General features: G+C 70.5%; 10 protein-coding genes. All 10 read left to right on the top strand.

The annotated features are described in order from the left end of the window. Positions 1–118: 118 nt before the first annotated feature. The 10 genes from VK923_17825 (at position 119) to VK923_17780 (ending at position 15,001) form a co-directional block, all read left to right on the top strand. Positions 119–1,093 (top strand): bifunctional riboflavin kinase/FAD synthetase, encoded by a 975-nt coding sequence (locus VK923_17825; protein HSJ46540.1) that lies wholly within the window; start codon positions 119–121, stop codon positions 1,091–1,093. 198 nt (positions 1,094–1,291) lie between these two features. Continuing rightward, positions 1,292–1,564: a 30S ribosomal protein S15 gene (gene rpsO, locus VK923_17820; protein HSJ46539.1), complete on the top strand. Its 273-nt coding sequence runs from the start codon at positions 1,292–1,294 to the stop codon at positions 1,562–1,564. Positions 1,565–1,833: 269 nt separating this feature from the next. Continuing rightward, the gene (locus VK923_17815; GenBank protein HSJ46538.1) at positions 1,834–4,221 is read left to right on the top strand and encodes a polyribonucleotide nucleotidyltransferase; all 2,388 of its coding nucleotides are present in this window, start codon (positions 1,834–1,836) and stop codon (positions 4,219–4,221) included. Positions 4,222–4,341: 120 nt separating this feature from the next. Next, positions 4,342–5,655, top strand: coding sequence for a pitrilysin family protein (locus tag VK923_17810; GenBank protein ID HSJ46537.1), 1,314 nt, complete (start codon positions 4,342–4,344; stop codon positions 5,653–5,655). Beyond that, on the top strand, positions 5,652–6,371 hold the full coding sequence (gene dapB / locus VK923_17805) for a 4-hydroxy-tetrahydrodipicolinate reductase (GenBank protein ID HSJ46536.1): 720 nt from the start codon (positions 5,652–5,654) through the stop codon (positions 6,369–6,371). Before VK923_17810 ends, dapB begins: the two co-directional genes overlap by 4 nt. Positions 6,372–7,100: 729 nt before the next feature. Continuing rightward, on the top strand, positions 7,101–8,693 hold the full coding sequence (locus VK923_17800) for an FAD-dependent thymidylate synthase (GenBank protein ID HSJ46535.1): 1,593 nt from the start codon (positions 7,101–7,103) through the stop codon (positions 8,691–8,693). Positions 8,694–8,889: 196 nt separating this feature from the next. Continuing rightward, entirely contained in the window at positions 8,890–9,786 is an 897-nt protein-coding gene (gene dapA / locus VK923_17795; protein HSJ46534.1) for a 4-hydroxy-tetrahydrodipicolinate synthase, read from the top strand. Positions 9,787–9,907: 121 nt separating this feature from the next. After that, positions 9,908–11,557, top strand: coding sequence for a ribonuclease J (locus VK923_17790; GenBank protein ID HSJ46533.1), 1,650 nt, complete (start codon positions 9,908–9,910; stop codon positions 11,555–11,557). A 104-nt stretch (positions 11,558–11,661) separates the two neighbouring features. Next, positions 11,662–13,920: a DNA translocase FtsK gene (locus VK923_17785; GenBank protein HSJ46532.1), complete on the top strand. Its 2,259-nt coding sequence runs from the start codon at positions 11,662–11,664 to the stop codon at positions 13,918–13,920. A 4-nt stretch (positions 13,921–13,924) separates the two neighbouring features. Next, a complete protein-coding gene (locus VK923_17780; protein HSJ46531.1) occupies positions 13,925–15,001 on the top strand; it encodes a UDP-N-acetylglucosamine--N-acetylmuramyl-(pentapeptide) pyrophosphoryl-undecaprenol N-acetylglucosamine transferase in 1,077 nt (358 codons plus the stop codon). Positions 15,002–15,500: the final 499 nt, after the last annotated feature.

Raw genomic sequence — 15,500 nt, 5'->3', positions numbered from 1 at the left:
GTCACATGACATGACCTCAGACAGCGCCAGCGGTAGGTCACATGACATGACCTCAGACAGCGCCAGCGGTAGGTCACCTGACATGACCTCAGACAGCGCCAGCGGTAGGTCACATGACATGACCTCAGACAGCGCCAGCGGTAGGTCACATGACGTGACCGGCGCGACCGTGGCGTGGGACCTCGCCGCAGTGCCGCCGAGGCCCTCGGCGGTGTCGATCGGCTTCTTCGACGGCGTCCACCTCGGGCATCGAGCGATTGTCGACCGCGCACTCGACCACGCCATCACGCATGGCCTACGCAGCGTCGTGGTCACCTTCGACAGGCATCCGCTGCAGATCGTGCGTCCCGACAAGGTCCCACCGCTGCTCATGACCACGCCGCGTCGTGCGCAGACGTTGGCAGACGTCGGCCCCGACGTCGTGGTGGTGCTGCCGTTCGACGAGAATCTCCGCATGATGCCGGCCGAGACGTTCATCGCGCAGGTCCTGCGGTCGGCGCTCGACGCACGCCACGTGGTGGTGGGTCGCAACTTCCATTTCGGCCACGGCGCCGCAGGGGACGTCGACCTGTTGGCCGGCGTGGGCGCGCGTGACGGGTTCACGGTCGACGGGGTCGAGCTGCTGGCGGTCGACGAGGAGCCGATCAGCTCGACGCGCATCCGGGCGGCGCTCGAGCGTGGTGCGGTCGATGAGGCCACGCGCCTGCTGGGCCGGCCGTTCGTGATCGACGGCACGGTCGTGCACGGAGACCACCGGGGCCGCGGGCTCGGGTACCCGACCGCCAACCTCACGGTCGACAACGGTGTCGTGGTACCGGCGCCCGGTGTGTACGCGGGTGTGTTCGAGCACCCGGACGGTCGTCGGCTGCCGGCCGTGACGAGTGTCGGGACGAACCCGACGTTCAACGGCGCCAACCTTCGCGTCGAGACGTTCGTGCTGGACTTCGACGAGGATCTCTACGGCCTGCAGGTCGCCGTCGATGTGCGGCGGTTCCTGCGCGGCCAGCGGCGCTTCGCCGACGTAGAGGAGCTGATCAGTGCGATGGACGGCGACGTCCGCGAGGCACGTCGCGCGCTGGCCGACGTGGGGTGATGCGGTTGGTCCGGTGGCGCCGCGAAGCTGTTAGTATGGCGTCCGTGGTGTGCCCGGAGCCTCCTCCAGGGCGTGACAATCTCATCGGTTCGCGCAGCCGTTCGCACGCATATCCGCACCACACCATCGACGCCAGCGTCGAGCTGTAGGTACCGCGGCCCGCTGGTGCCACGACGAGGGAAGCGAAGAAGACGAGACATGAGCAGAGCGGTCATCGCTGACAAGCAGCAGATCATCGCCGAGTACGCGACCGACGAGCACGACACCGGCTCGCCGGAGGTGCAGGTCGCGCTCCTGACGGCGCGGATCAACCACCTCACCGAACACCTGAAGACCCACAAGAAGGACCACCATTCGCGCCGCGGTCTGCTCCAGATGGTGGGCCGCCGCCGCCGGCTCCTCGGCTACCTGCAACAGACCGACGTCGAGCGGTATCGGACGCTGATCAAGCGCCTCGGACTGCGTCGGTGAAAGAACAACACGCCGGGCCCGCCCGTCGGGCTCGGCGTCGGTCATATCCGGTCCGCGTGCCCGCATGTGTGCGCCAGCTGTCAGTGGAAGGCTCAGCACCGCCGGTGCTGGTCCGTCCACTGGGAACTGGCGTCGCCACCGGGCACGCTGACCTCTTCGCGGAGCCTGGTTCCACGAATCTTGGTCGTCTCGCTGACGCTCGACTTCCAACGGTCCAGGGACGGCTTCGCCGGACACGTATCCAGAGAGTGTGAGAGGTTTCCCCGATAATGAGCAAACTTGGCAGTACCGAGGTCGTCGGCACGATCGGCGACGCCCAGATCCGCTTCGAGACCGGAACGCTGGCCGCCCAGGCCGGCGGTGCGGTCGTCGCATCGATCGGCGAGACGATCCTGCTGGTCACCTCGACGGCGTCGAGTCGCCCGAAGGAGCATCTGGACTTCTTCCCGCTGACGGTCGACTACGAGGAGCGCATGTACGCCGCGGGCAAGATCCCCGGCGGCTTCTTCAAGCGTGAGGGCCGGCCCAGTGAGCAGGCGATCCTGACCTGCCGGCTGGTCGACCGTCCGATGCGGCCGACCTTCGCCGACGGCCTGCGCAACGAGGTCCAGATCCTCATCACGACCCTGTCGGCCGACCAGGTCAACCCGCCGGACGTGCTCGCGATCAACGGCGCGTCGATGGCCACCCTGCTGGCCGGGACCCCGTTCGACGGGCCTGTGGCGGGCGTGCGGATGGCGATGTCGCGCGACGGCAGCTGGACCGCCTTCCCGGGCTTCGACTTCCTCGACAGCGAGGCCGTGTTCGACCTCGTGGTCGCAGGTCGGCTGAACCACAGCAGCGACGAGATCGACATCCTCATGGTCGAGGCCGAGGCGACCGGCAACGCGGTCGACTTCATCGAGGCCGGTGGCACCAAGCCGACCGAGGATGTCGTGGCCGCCGCGATCGAGGAGTCGAAGACCTACCTGCGTCAGCTCTGCGACCTGCAGATGAGCCTGGCGAAGCAGGCCGAGCGCGCCGAGGACGACTTCAAACGCTTCCCGGCCTATCACGAGAAGGTGTTCGCCGCGGTCGAGGAGGCCGTGTCGGCCGATCTGCAGGCGGTGCTGGCCGACGGCGCGCTCGACAAGTCGACGCGCAACGAGCGCATCAGCGCGCTGCGCGAGCAGGCACTGGACGGCGTGTTCGCCGACGCCGGCGACGTCGACGTCCCAGACGACGAGCTCGAGAAACAGGGCCGCAACGCCTTCCGCTCGCTCGAGAAGCGCCTGATCCGCCAGCACATCGTGCGTGACGGCGTGCGCATCGACGGTCGTGGTCCGCGTGACATCCGTCCGCTGTCCGCGGCGGCCGGCGTGCTGCCGCGCGCGCACGGGTCGGGTCTGTTCTCGCGCGGAGAGACCCAGGTTCTCAACATCCTGACTCTGGGGATGCTGCGCGAGGCTCAGCGGCTGGACAACCTCTCGCCCGACGAAGAGAAGCGCTACATCCACCACTACAACTTCCCGCCGTTCTCGACCGGTGAGACCGGGTTCATGCGTGGCCCGAAGCGCCGCGAGATCGGCCACGGCGCGCTCGCCGAGCGGGCGTTGCTGCCGGTCATCCCCGACGCCGACGACTTCGCCTACGCGCTGCGGCTGGTCAGCGAGGTCCTCAGCTCCAACGGCTCGACGTCGATGGCCAGCGTGTGCGCGTCGACGCTGTCGTTGATGGACGCCGGTGTGCCGATTCACGCCCCCGTCGCCGGGATCGCCATGGGGCTGATCTCCGAGGACGACCGGTTTGTCACGCTCACCGACATCCAGGGCGCCGAGGACGCGTTCGGTGACATGGACTTCAAGGTGGCCGGCACGTCGGAGTTCGTGAGCGCGCTGCAGCTCGACACGAAGCTGTCGGGCGTCCCCGCCCATGTGCTCGGCGACGCCCTCGCGCAGGCCCGGGACGCGCGGATGGAGATCCTAGACGTCATCACGAGTGAGATCCCCGCGCCGCGCGCCGAGATGAACCCCCACGCGCCGCGGGTCATCGTCGAGTACATCCCAGCCGACAAGATCGGTGAGGTGATCGGGCCCAAGGGCAAGATCATCCGCGAGATCACCGAGGAGTCCGGTGCAGACGTCGACATCGACGACGTGGACGGGCGCGGGGTCGTGAAGATCTATGCCGCGGACGCCAGCAAGGCTGAGCGGGCGCTCGAGCGCGTGCGCGCGATCGCGAACCCGGTGATCCCCCGCGAGGGCGAGCGCTACTTCGGCACGGTCGTCAAGACCACCGACTTCGGCGCGTTCGTGACCCTGACCCCCGGCAGCGACGGGCTGCTGCACATCTCCAAGCTTGGTGGCGACAAGCGGCTGGCGCACGCCGACGAGGCTGTCAGCGTTGGCGACCAGCTGTGGGTCGAGGTCGTGCAGGTCCGGGACGGCCGCAAGTTCTCGCTCGACCTCGTCGAGGACGGCGGCGACGCGGCCGCGGAGGACTGGAGCGAGGTCACCAGCGCGTCGTCCGCGTCGGACGACGCACCACCGGCCGACAGCGGCGAGCGGCACCGCACGCGGACCCGCGACGGCGATGCCGACCGGCAGCGGACGCGCGAGCGCACGCCCGGCGGCGACGAGGACTCGACGGTGCGCCGTCGGCGTCGTCGGCGCGTCTGACGCAGTCGAACGGCGGGGGCGCCCCGCCGCCGACGTCCGCTCAGGCGTCGCAGATGGTCGCCCAGGGGCACGCGGCCGCGACGAGCGCACCTGCACCGGCAGCGAACGAGGGAGCACCGATTGGACGACGACGTGGCGGACGGGTCGACGACGCCGGACATCCGCCGTACCACTCTGCCCTCCGGTGTGCGGCTCGTGACCGAGCGGATGCCCGACGTCCGCTCGGTCAGTGTCGGATTCTGGATCAACACGGGCGCGCGCGACGAGGACGCCAGGGTCGCGGGCGCCAGCCACTTCCTTGAGCACCTGCTGTTCAAGGGGACGGCGCGCCGTTCGGGGGCCGAGATCGCCGGAGCGCTCGAGGCCGTCGGCGGCGACCTCAATGCGTTCACGAGCAAGGAGTACACCTGCTTCCACGCGCGCTGCCTCGACCGTGACCTGGCGCTGTCGGTCGACGTGCTCGCCGACATGGTCACGTCGGCCGTCCTGTCCACAGAGGACGTCGAGGCGGAGCGGTCCGTGGTCCTCGAGGAGATCCGGATGCACCGCGACACGCCGGACGACCTGGTCCACAGCGTGTTCAGCGAAGCGCTGTTCGGCGCCCACCCCCTGGGACGCGAAGTGCTGGGAACCGCCGGCACGATCGAGGTGGTGCCGCGCGACGACGTGTACGCCTACTACCGGTCGCGGTACGTGGCGGAGCACCTGGTCGTCGCGGTCGCGGGCAACATCGAGCACGACAACGTCCGCGACCTCGTTGCGGCGGCTCTGACCGACTGGGGCCCGCCGGGGCCACCGCCACCGCGCCGGTTGCTCGCGATCGAACGACCGGCACGGCCGGTCGGCGTGCGGACGCGGCCGACCGAGCAGGCCCACATCTGCTTCGGTGGCGTCGGCTTCGCCCGCGATGACGACCGGCGCTTCGCCGCCCAGGTGCTCGAGCAGGCGATGGGTGGCGGCATGGCGTCCCGGCTGTTCCAGGAGGTGCGCGAGCGGCGCGGGCTGGCGTACTCGGTCTACAGCTACCTGTCGTCGCAGGCGGAGGTCGGCTACCACGCCGTCTACGCCGGAACCGCGGTCGAGCGCGTCGACGAGGTGCTGGAGGTGGTGCGCGGCGAGCTCGCCCGCGCGCTGGCCGACGGCCTCGACGACGACGAACTGGCGGCGGCGAAGGGGGCACTGACCGGGTCACTGATCCTCGGCCTCGAGGAGACGGGCAGCCGCATGACCCGCTTGGGTCGTGCCGAGGTCTGCGGGCTGCCGCTGCTGTCGCTCGACGACATCATGGCTGCGATCGACGCGGTCGATCACGAGGCGATCGCCGAGGTCACACGTGCGATGTTCGGCCACGACTGGTCGCTAGCGATCGTGGGACCCTTCGACGACCGCGACCTGGACCGCTTCGTCGGCTTCAGCGACCGCCTGGCGGCGTGACCGTGCTGTCGGTCGCGGTGGTGGGGGCGTTCGGGCGGATGGGCGCCGTCACGTGCGACGCCGTCGATGCCGAGGAAGACCTCGAGCTGGTCGCCCGCGTGGGGTCCGACGACGCACTGGAGACGGTCGTGGAGGCGGGTGCAGCCGTCGCTGTCGAGTTCACACAGCCCGACTCGGTCTTCGGCAACGCCTGCTGGCTGCTCGACCACGGCGTGCACACGGTCGTCGGTGCCTCCGGGCTGGACGACGGCCAGCTGGCGCAGCTGGAGCGGCGCACGGGCGCGGCGAACTGCATGGTCGTGCCGAACTTCGCCATCGGTGCGGTGCTGATGATGCGGCTGGCCGAGCAGGTGGCCGCGCACCTGCCGCAGGCCGAGGTCATCGAGGCGCACCACGAGGGCAAGGCCGACGCGCCCAGCGGCACGGCGCTGCGTACAGCGGCGCGCATCGCGGCGGGCCGCACGGCGCCCGTGACGGTGCCGGGCCCGGCCGGTCACCCTGCCAGGGGCCTGGACCGCAACGACGTGCCGGTGCACAGCGTCCGCCTGCCGGGTGTGGTGGCCAGCCAGGTGGTGGTGTTCGGTGCGACCGGGCAGACGCTGACCATCCGCCACGACTCGATCGACCGCAGCTCCTTCATGCCGGGCGTGCTGCTGGCGGTTCGGGCGATCGTCGACCTGCCCGGTCTGACCGTCGGCCTCGACGCCCTGCTGTAGATGCGACACGGCCATCCGCGGCGCATCCGACTGCCCGGGTCTGCGGCACCCGTGTCGCGTGCCGACACTGTTGTGGGGACGCGCTCCAACGTGGGATCGGCGGGACGTCCCCGGTCGGCGGTACGGCACGCCGGCGGTCGAGCCCGGCGTGAAGATCGTGACGTCGGCCGCCCCGGACGGATGTGCGATTCGGTCCGGTCCATGTTCCAGCCCGACGGGCCCGAGCGTCAGTGCTCGACGACCGCCGCAGCGGCCGCCGCCGCGTTCGCCGCCCACCCCGGCGACGTCGGCGTCGGCGTCCCAGGGTGCGAGCTGCTCGGGTGCGAGCTCCGGGAAGCGCAGCACCGGGTTGCCCAGGTCACCCTTCAGATCGGCGCGAGCACCGGGATCCCGGGCAGGCCCGCCTCCTCGAGCAGCGTGACCGCGAAACCCGTCCTGCCCCGAGCCGGTCATGCCGACGATCACACCGGCGTCGTGAGGCCGGCGCTGTCGAGCATGACCGGCTCGACAAGATCCGAACCGGTGCGACCGCCGATGTAGAGGTCGTCGCGCATCGAGGCCCTCGAAGCTGTGGTGGTGCCCGCCGTCTCGACCACGGGAATCGGGACCGCCGGCACGGCCGGCTGAGCGTGGTGCCCCCGGGCGGCGGCGCACGCTCGCTACGCTCGGCAACGCGGCCCCGGACACCCGGCGGCGTACCGTATGCAGACCTCCTGACGGGAGCACGCAGTGAACGAACACCAGCTCAGCGCTGAGGAGCAGGAGTTGCTCGCGCCATTCGTGAGCAACACCGACCGCGACGTGTTCGTCCTGCACAACCTGCCCGAGGCGACCAAGGGTGCGGTGTTCGCACGGTACTCGCGTTCGCCGCGGCCGCTGCGCAGGCTGCTGGTCGACGAGTTCCGCGACGACCTCGACGCGCAGGTGCCGGCGGGCGGCACCGGCGGCCGGCGCGCCGAGCGCATGTACCAGCGCGTATTCGTCGAGTACGGCGACGACTCGGTGGCCCAGCTCGGTGGCGCCCACGTGGCCATCGAGCAGATCTCCAACGTCGCGACCAAGATCGTCGAGTGGGGCCGCCTGGCGTCCTATCTCGAGCAGTCGACGCGCTACATGGCGTACGACGACAAGCCCGGCGGGCGGTACCGCTACCACCGGCCGGCGGAGCTCGCGGGCGACTCGGCTGCCGAGCGCTACGTCGAGACCCTCGATGCGGTGTTCGACGCCTACGCGGCGGCGCTTCCCGTCGCACGATCATGGCTGGCCCGCGTCCATCCTCGCGACGACGAGACGACCGAGCGTGCGTGGCGGGCCAGCATCAACGCCCGCGCCTGCGACCTGCTGCGCGGCCTGCTGCCCGCGGCCACCACGTCCAACGTGGGGATGTACGCCTCGGGCCAGGCCTACGAACAGCTCCTGCTGCGCCTGGCGTCGCACGACCTGGCCGAGGCGCGCGACCTGGGCGCACAGCTGCTGGTGGAGCTGCGCACCGTGATCCCGGCGTTCCTGGAGCGCGTCGACCGCCCGGACCGCGGCGTCCAGTGGTCCCGCTACCTGGCCGACACCCGGTCCGCGACCCGGCAGGTGGCGTCCGAGCTGCTCGACGCCATCGCACCAGACCCTGTGCAGCCCGAGGTGACGCTGGTCGACTTCGATCCGGACGCCGAGGACGACGTGCTCGTCGGCATGCTCTACCCCCACGCCCACGTCAGCGAGCACGCCCTGCGGCTGCGGGTCGCCGAGATGACGGCCGACGAACGGGTGGCGTTGATCCGCGCCTACGTCGGTGACCGCGCGAACCGGCGGCACAAGCCGGGTCGGGCGCTCGAGCGGGCCAGGTACCGCTTCGACATCTGCGGCGACTACGGCGCGTTCCGCGACCTGCAACGCCACCGCATGTGCACGATCGAGTGGCAGGAGCTGTCCTGCCGTCACGGCTACGAGACGCCGGAGGAGCTCGACGCCTGCGGCCTTACGGACGTCTGGGACGCAACGCTGGAGCGCCAGGCCGGGCTGTGGGCGTCGCTGCTGGCCGATCGGCCGCGGGTCGCGCCCTATGCGGTCGGCTTCGCGTGGCGCGTCCGCTACAGCATCCAGCTCAACGCCCGCGCCGCGATGCACCTGCTCGAGCTGCGCACCGCCCCGCAGGGCCACGCGTCGTACCGTCGCGCCGCACAGCAGATGCATCACCTGATCGCCGAGCGCGCCGGACACCACGCGATCGCCGCGATGATGGAGCACGTTGACCACTCCGGCGCCGGCCTGGGCCGGCTGGAGGCGGAGCGCAGGGCGGACGCACGCCGCGCGACGCTGTCCAGCTGAGCCCGGAGGCGCTGGGCGACCGTCGAGGTCACGCGGTCGCGCAAGGTGCGCCAGCTAGACTGCTCGAGAGCGGCGTGGCGGCGCACGACGGCGGCACCAGGCTGTGCAGACCTTCGCGGAGCCTGGTCCCACCGACTACGGGGTGGACCGGCCTCGCCGGACCAACGAGCTCAGAGAGCGATTGCAGGTGATGACCATGCCCGCGTTCGGACACGTGCTGACGGCGATGGCCAGTCCGATGCTGCCGGATGGCACGCTCGACATCGACGGCGCCCAGAAGCTCGCCCACCACCTCGCCGAGCGCGGCAACGACGGCGTCGTCGTCGCGGGCACGACCGGTGAGTCGCCCACGCTGACCCACGCCGAAACGCTCGACCTCTTCTCGGCGGTGGTCGACGCCGCCGGCTCCCACGCCCATGTCGTCGCCGGCGTCGGCAAGAACGACACGGCCGCCACGGTCGAGCTGGCGACCGAGGCCGCCGCCCGAGGCGTCGACGGGGTGATGCTCGTCACCCCGTACTACAACCGGCCACAGACACGGGGGCTGGAGGCCCACTTCGCCACGGTCGCCGCCGCCGTCGACGTGCCAGTGCTGCTGTACAACATCCCGGGGCGCACCGCCGCCGAGGTCCCTCCGGCGTCACTGCTGGCGCTCGCGGAGCGGGTCGACAACATCGTCGCAGTCAAGGACGCTGTGAAGGACCTCGACAAGGCCGCCTGGCTGGTCGCCCGCAAGCCCGACGACTTCCACATCTACGCCGGCAACGACATCGACCTGCTGCCGCTGCTGGCCGTCGGCGCCGTCGGCGTCGTGAGCGTGGCCGGGCACTTCGTCGCCGACCGACTGGCCAGGATGATCGAGCGATTCCCCCACGACGCCGCGGCCGCGCGGACCGAGCACCTGGCGCTGCTGCCGCTGTTCCAGGCGCTGTTCGTCGAGTCCAACCCCGTGCCACTGAAGGTCGGCCTGGACATGGCCGGTCTGCCGGGTGGTCCGGTTCGCCCGCCGCTGGCTCGGGCCGACGACGCGACGATCACCGCGATGCGTACCGCGCTGGCGTCGGCGGGGATCATCGCCGCAGGAGCGTCATGAGTGCTCGGGGCGACGGTCACCTCCGCGGCGTGTGCCCGGATCTTCGACCGACCCACCGCGGACGTGACCGCTGCCCCTCGCACCCAGGCGCCACCGCGGCGTCGGCCGAGGGGGATGTGGCGTGAGCCCGCCGGTCGAGATCTCGTTCCTGGGTGGCCTCGGCGAGATCGGCGCCAACATGGCGGCGATCGAGGTCGATGGACGGATCGCCCTGATCGACGTCGGGCTTATCTTCCCTGACGCCGATCACTACGGCATCGACCTGATCCTGCCGGACTGGTCGGTGCTGCGCGATCGCGCCGAGGACCTGGAGTGCGTGGTCCTCACCCACGGCCATGAGGACCACATCGGCGCACTGCCGTTCTTCCTCCGCGAGTTCGGGTCCATGCCCGTCTATGCGACGAAGCTGACGCTGGGCCTGCTGCGCGCCAAGCTCGAGGAACACCCCGACGTCGAGGCGGAACTGATCGAGGTCGAGGCGGGGGAGCGGATCAAGGCGGACCCGTTCGACTTCGAGTTCGTCGCGATGAACCACTCGATCCCCGACAGCCTCGCCGTCGCCGTGCACACGACCCACGGCACCGTCCTGCACAGCGGCGACTTCAAGCTCGACCAGACACCGATCGACGGCCACCCCACGGATCTGCCCCACCTGGCGGCGCTCGGTGACGACGGCGTCGCGCTGCTGCTCGCCGACTCGACCAACGCCGAGGTCTCCGGGTTGATCCCCAGCGAGCGGGTCGTCGGTCACACGCTGCAGGAAGTGTTCGCCGAGGCGACCGGCCGCATCGTGGTCACGACGTTCGCCAGCCACATCCACCGGGTGCAGCAGGTGCTGACGGCGGCCCGTGAGCAGGGACGGCGGTCCTGCTTCGTCGGCCGCTCGATGGTGCGCAACACGGCGATCGCCCGTGATCTTGGCTACCTCGACTACGACGACGCCGACATCGTCGAGCTCGACCAGGTCGACAGCCTCGAGCCGGACGAGGTCGTCATCGTGTGCACGGGTTCGCAGGGGGAACCGTTCGCGGCGCTGTCGCTCATGGCGGTCGGCCAGCACCGCCAGATCACAATCGGCGTGGGCGACACGGTCGTGATGGCCTCGTCGGTGATCCCGGGGAACGAGCACGCGATCTACCGCTCGATCAACAACCTGTTCCGTCGCGGGGCGCGCGTCGTGCACAAGGGCGTGGCAGACATCCACGTGTCCGGCCACGCGTCGGCCGACGAGCTGCGGATGGTCCACAACATCGTGCGCCCGTCGGCGGTCGTGCCGGTGCACGGCGAGTACCGCCACCTGGTCGTGCACGCCGACATCGCACGCGACACCGGGGTTGCCGCCGACCAGGTGCTGGTGTGCTCGGACGGTGACCGCGTCGTGCTCACCGACGGCGTCGTGCGCCGTGGCGAACGGTTCACGGCAGGGCGCGTCTTCGTGGACGGCCTGGGTGTCGGCGACGTCGGCAATGCGGTGCTCCGCGACCGCCACCGCCTGTCCAACGACGGCATCTGCGTGGCGTCGATCGTCATCGACTCGCGTGGCCACCTCGTCGGCGACATCGACGTCACCCAGAGCGGGATCATCTACGAGAAGGAGCACGCCGACCTGTTGGCCAAGGGCGCCGAGGTCCTGCGCGGTGAGCTGACCGACCGCGGGCACGAGGGTGACCCCGCCGTCGTGCGCCGTCTGGTCGTGCAGACCCTCGCGCGCTTCTGGCGCGACGAGGTCGGCCGCCGGCCGATCATCCATCCGCTGATCGTGGAGGTGTGACGATCGCCACTCGCTCGTCCACGTCGAAGCGAAGGTCGGCGCGGAGGTCGAACGCGCGCACGAAGCGGACGACGTCCCACCGCACGTCGCAGCAGCAGCGCGACATGTGGCGTGACGGGTGGGGCGTCGCGCTGCTGATCGTCGCGCCGCTGGCGGCCCTCGGGTTGTACCTGCACGCCGCCGGCCTGGTCGGCAGCTTCCTCGAGCTGCTGTTCCGTGGGCTGTTCGGCGTGTTTGGCCTGCTCGCGCCACCGGCGCTGGCGGCGGCGGGCGTCATGCTGCTGCGGCCGGCGCGGCCTGGCAACGTGCGCCTCGTCGGAGGATGGCTGATCACCACCTTCTCCCTGGCTGGTCTGTGGCACCTGGCTCGCGGCGCCCCAGCGTGGAGCGCGCCGCCACCGGAGCTGCATGCCGCGGGAGGGTGGTTCGGTGCGACCGCCGCAGTCCCGCTGATGACGGTCGCGGAAATGTGGGGGGCGGTGGTCGTGCTGGTCGCACTGCTGGCCGTAGGCGTGATGGTGCTGACAGCGACGCCGCCTCGAGAGATCGCGGGGACGGCCGCGACGTTCTGGTCGGGGTTGCGCGAGCGTGTCCGCCAGCGGCGGGACCCTCGTGCGGACGACACCCTCGATCGCGCCGAGCTCGTCGCCGACGACACTCGTCCGATCGACGCCGCCGACACCGCCACGGTCCCACCACCCGAGCCTCCCGAACCGCAGGACGACGGCGACCGCGACGATGAGCTGCTGGACACCCAGATGCTGCCGCGCCGTGTCGACGTGACCAGCGCGGAGGCGACGACCCTGGGCCCGACCAAGCTCGCACCCCCGGGCGCCGATGATCCGTGGGCCGACTACCAGCTGCCACCGATGGAGCTGCTGCGCACCGGCCGTGTGGCGACCGGCAACAGGAAGAGCCGGGACCAGATGCGCCGGTCTCTGGAGCGCACCCTTGCACAGTTCAACGTCGACGCTTCGGTGTCGAAGATCGCCCAGGGCCCGACAGTCACCAGGTTCGAGATCTCGCTCGGGACGGGCGTCAAGGTCGCCGCGGTCACCCGGCTGGCCGACGACATCTCCTACGCCCTTGCGACACCCGAGATCCGCATCGTCGCGCCGATCCCCGGCAAGTCCGCGATCGGCATCGAGGTCCCCAACCGCGAGCGCGACCTCGTCACCCTGGGCGACGTACTGCGGTCACCCGAGGCCCAGATCGAGCCACACCCGCTCGCGGCGGGCATCGGCGTCGACATCTCGACCAACCCCGTGATGATCAACCTGGCCACCATGCCGCACCTGCTGATCGCCGGGGCGACGGGCTCGGGCAAGTCGGTGACGATGAACTCGATCATCTCGAGCATCGTGATGCGGTCGTCGCCCGCAAGGGCGCGGATGATCCTGGTCGACCCGAAGCGTGTCGAGCTGTCCAGCTACGAGGGCGCACCGCACCTGCTGACGCCGGTGATCACCGATCCCAAGCGCGCCACCGAAGCGCTGCAGTGGACGGTCGAGGAGATGGAGTCGCGCTACGAGGTCCTCGCCCAGCGCGGATACCGCAACGTCGACTCGTACAACAAGGCGGTCGTCGAGGGGCGCGTCCGGTCGCGGCTGCTGCTGCCCGGTGCCGGCGGCGGCAACGACCCGGACCGGCCTGTCGCGGACGACGAGGCCAGGCCCTACCCGTACCTGCTGTTCGTGATCGACGAGCTCGCCGACCTGATGATGGTCGCACCGCGTGACGTCGAGTCCCACATCGTGCGCATCGCCCAGATGGCGCGCGCCGTGGGCATCCATCTGGTCGTCGCGACGCAGCGGCCGTCGGTCGATGTGGTCACCGGACTGATCAAAGCCAACGTGCCGTCACGCATCGCGCTGGCGATGGCGACGCAGGCCGACAGCCGCACCATCCTCGACCAGGGCGGGGCCGAGAAGCTCGTCGGCGACGGCGACATGCTGTTCATGCCCGCGAACGCCTCCAAGCCTCACCGTCTGCAGGGCTGCTACGTCGGCGAGACCGAGGTCGAGCAGGTCGTCGCACACTGCAAGAGCCAGCGTGAGGCGGAGCACGTGGAGGGCATCATCCGGGAGGGTCGCGACGCGATGATCGCAGACGTGACCGGTGACGACGCGACCGACGACGACCTCGTGCGCGCCGCGCGCGAGCTGGTCGTACGCTCCGGCCTGGGCTCGACGTCGATGCTGCAGCGCAAGCTCAAGATCGGCTTCGCTCGTGCTGGACGCATCATGGACGAGCTCGAGGAGCTCGGTGTGGTCGGGCCGTCGGAGGGGTCGAAGGCGCGACAGGTGCTCATGACCGTTGACCAGCTCGAATCGTCCGACGCCGACGTCGGCGCGCACCCGTGATGCCATGCGCCTGGTGATCTGCGGCGGCGGGACCGCCGGCCACGTGTACCCCGCGCTCGCGCTGCTCGACGACTGGCCGGGCCCGTCCCCTGACGTGACGTGGATCGGTACGCCTGACGGCATGGAACGGCGCATCGTGGCCACGGCCGGCCTGCCGTTCGTCGGTGTCCGCTCGGGTGCCGTCCGGGGACAGCGACCCGACCGGCTGCTGCGCTCGATTGGCGAGCTGACCGCCGGCCTGATCCAGGCCCTGCGTGCGCTGCGGCGCGTGCGGCCCGACGTGGTGCTGACCACCGGGGGCTACGTCAGCGTGCCTGTCGCCACTGCGGCCTGGCTGCTGCGCATCCCAGTCGTGGTCTTCCTGCCCGACGTCCGCCCCGGCGTTGCCGTGCGCGCGCAGCGCCCGCTCGCGACGCGCATCGCGTGCGCGTTCGACGCCGCCGTCGAACACGTCGGTGCCGATCGTGCCGTGGTCACTGGCTACCCGCTGCGCACGGCGTTTGCGAGGACGGACAGGACCACTGCCCGCAAGTCGTTCGACGCCGACGCCGAGCCGCTGCTCGTGCTGTACGGCGGCAGCCGCGGCGCGCGCACGCTCAACCACGCCGTCGCCGAGGGCTTGGACAAGCTGCTGGCGCGCTCTCGGTTCGTCCACGTGTGCGGGGACCTGGACCTCGAGGCGATGCTGGAGCGCAGGTCCCGGCTGCCGGCGGAGCTGCAGGAACGTTACGAGGTCCACGGCTTCCTCGGGGACCGCCTGATCGATGCGTTCGTCGCGGCCGACCTGTGTGTCGCCCGCGCGGGCGCGTCCACGATGGCCGAGCTGCCGGCCGCGGGGGTGCCCGCCGTCGTCGTCCCGGGGGCGTTCTCGGATCAGCGGTACAACGCCGAGTGGCTCGTCTCGCGTGGTGCCGCTGTCATGGTCGGAAACGACGAGGCGCCACGCCTCCTGGTCCCACAGATCACCGCGCTTCTCGATGACGACGAGCGGCGGCGTGCGATGGCAGCGGCCAGCCGCGCGCTGGCGCAACCGGACGCTGCGGCACGCCTGGCCGGCGTGTTGCTCGACGTCGCCGGCTGATCACGCGACACAGCACACCCTGGCGGTTGACCGATGGGCGAGCGGAGGCGCGCTCCTGTACTTCGTGGGGTCTCGTTCCACGAGCTTGGTCTTCTCGCTGATGCTCGACTCCCAACGGCCCAGGGGACGGCTTCGCTGGACGTGAGACTCTGCGGGCCTGGCTCCGCAGCCTTGGTCTTCTCGCTGACGCTCGACTCCCGACGGCCCAGGCTCGGCTTCGCCGGACAGAAACCTTCGGGGGATGTCGCGCGGGACGTCAGGGACAGCAGCAACCGAACGCCACCACCGCCGACGTTGCTCCGGTGGCGGTCGGCACCGGCGTTCGTGACGGGCTGCCACCGACACGCGAGCGATGAGTTTGGGGGTATCCATTTAACCGGAGTAGGCTGGGGTGGTGGATCACCCTCGTGCCGGTGTGCACTATCCGAGATCGGTCGGCGAGTTCCAGGCCTGGTTTCGTACCGATGCGGACTGTCTGGACTACCTGGAGTGGCTGCGC

It is taken from the genome of Euzebyales bacterium, from assembly GCA_035461305.1.
In the GTDB taxonomy this organism is placed as follows: Bacteria; Actinomycetota; Nitriliruptoria; order Euzebyales; family JAHELV01; genus JAHELV01.
The sequence above is the reverse complement of the archived record's forward strand: the minus strand, read 5'-3'. Positions and strand labels throughout refer to the sequence as shown.

Bases quoted from the DNA above. Each gene is read 5' to 3' on its own strand.
- VK923_17825 (HSJ46540.1), top strand. From the start codon at position 119: ATGACCTCAGACAGCGCCAGCGGTAGGTCACATGACGTGACCGGCGCG.
- rpsO (HSJ46539.1), top strand. From the start codon at position 1,292: ATGAGCAGAGCGGTCATCGCTGACAAGCAGCAGATCATCGCCGAGTAC.
- VK923_17815 (HSJ46538.1), top strand. From the start codon at position 1,834: ATGAGCAAACTTGGCAGTACCGAGGTCGTCGGCACGATCGGCGACGCC.
- dapA (HSJ46534.1), top strand. From the start codon at position 8,890: ATGCCCGCGTTCGGACACGTGCTGACGGCGATGGCCAGTCCGATGCTG.
- VK923_17785 (HSJ46532.1), top strand. From the start codon at position 11,662: ATGTGGCGTGACGGGTGGGGCGTCGCGCTGCTGATCGTCGCGCCGCTG.
- VK923_17780 (HSJ46531.1), top strand. From the start codon at position 13,925: ATGCGCCTGGTGATCTGCGGCGGCGGGACCGCCGGCCACGTGTACCCC.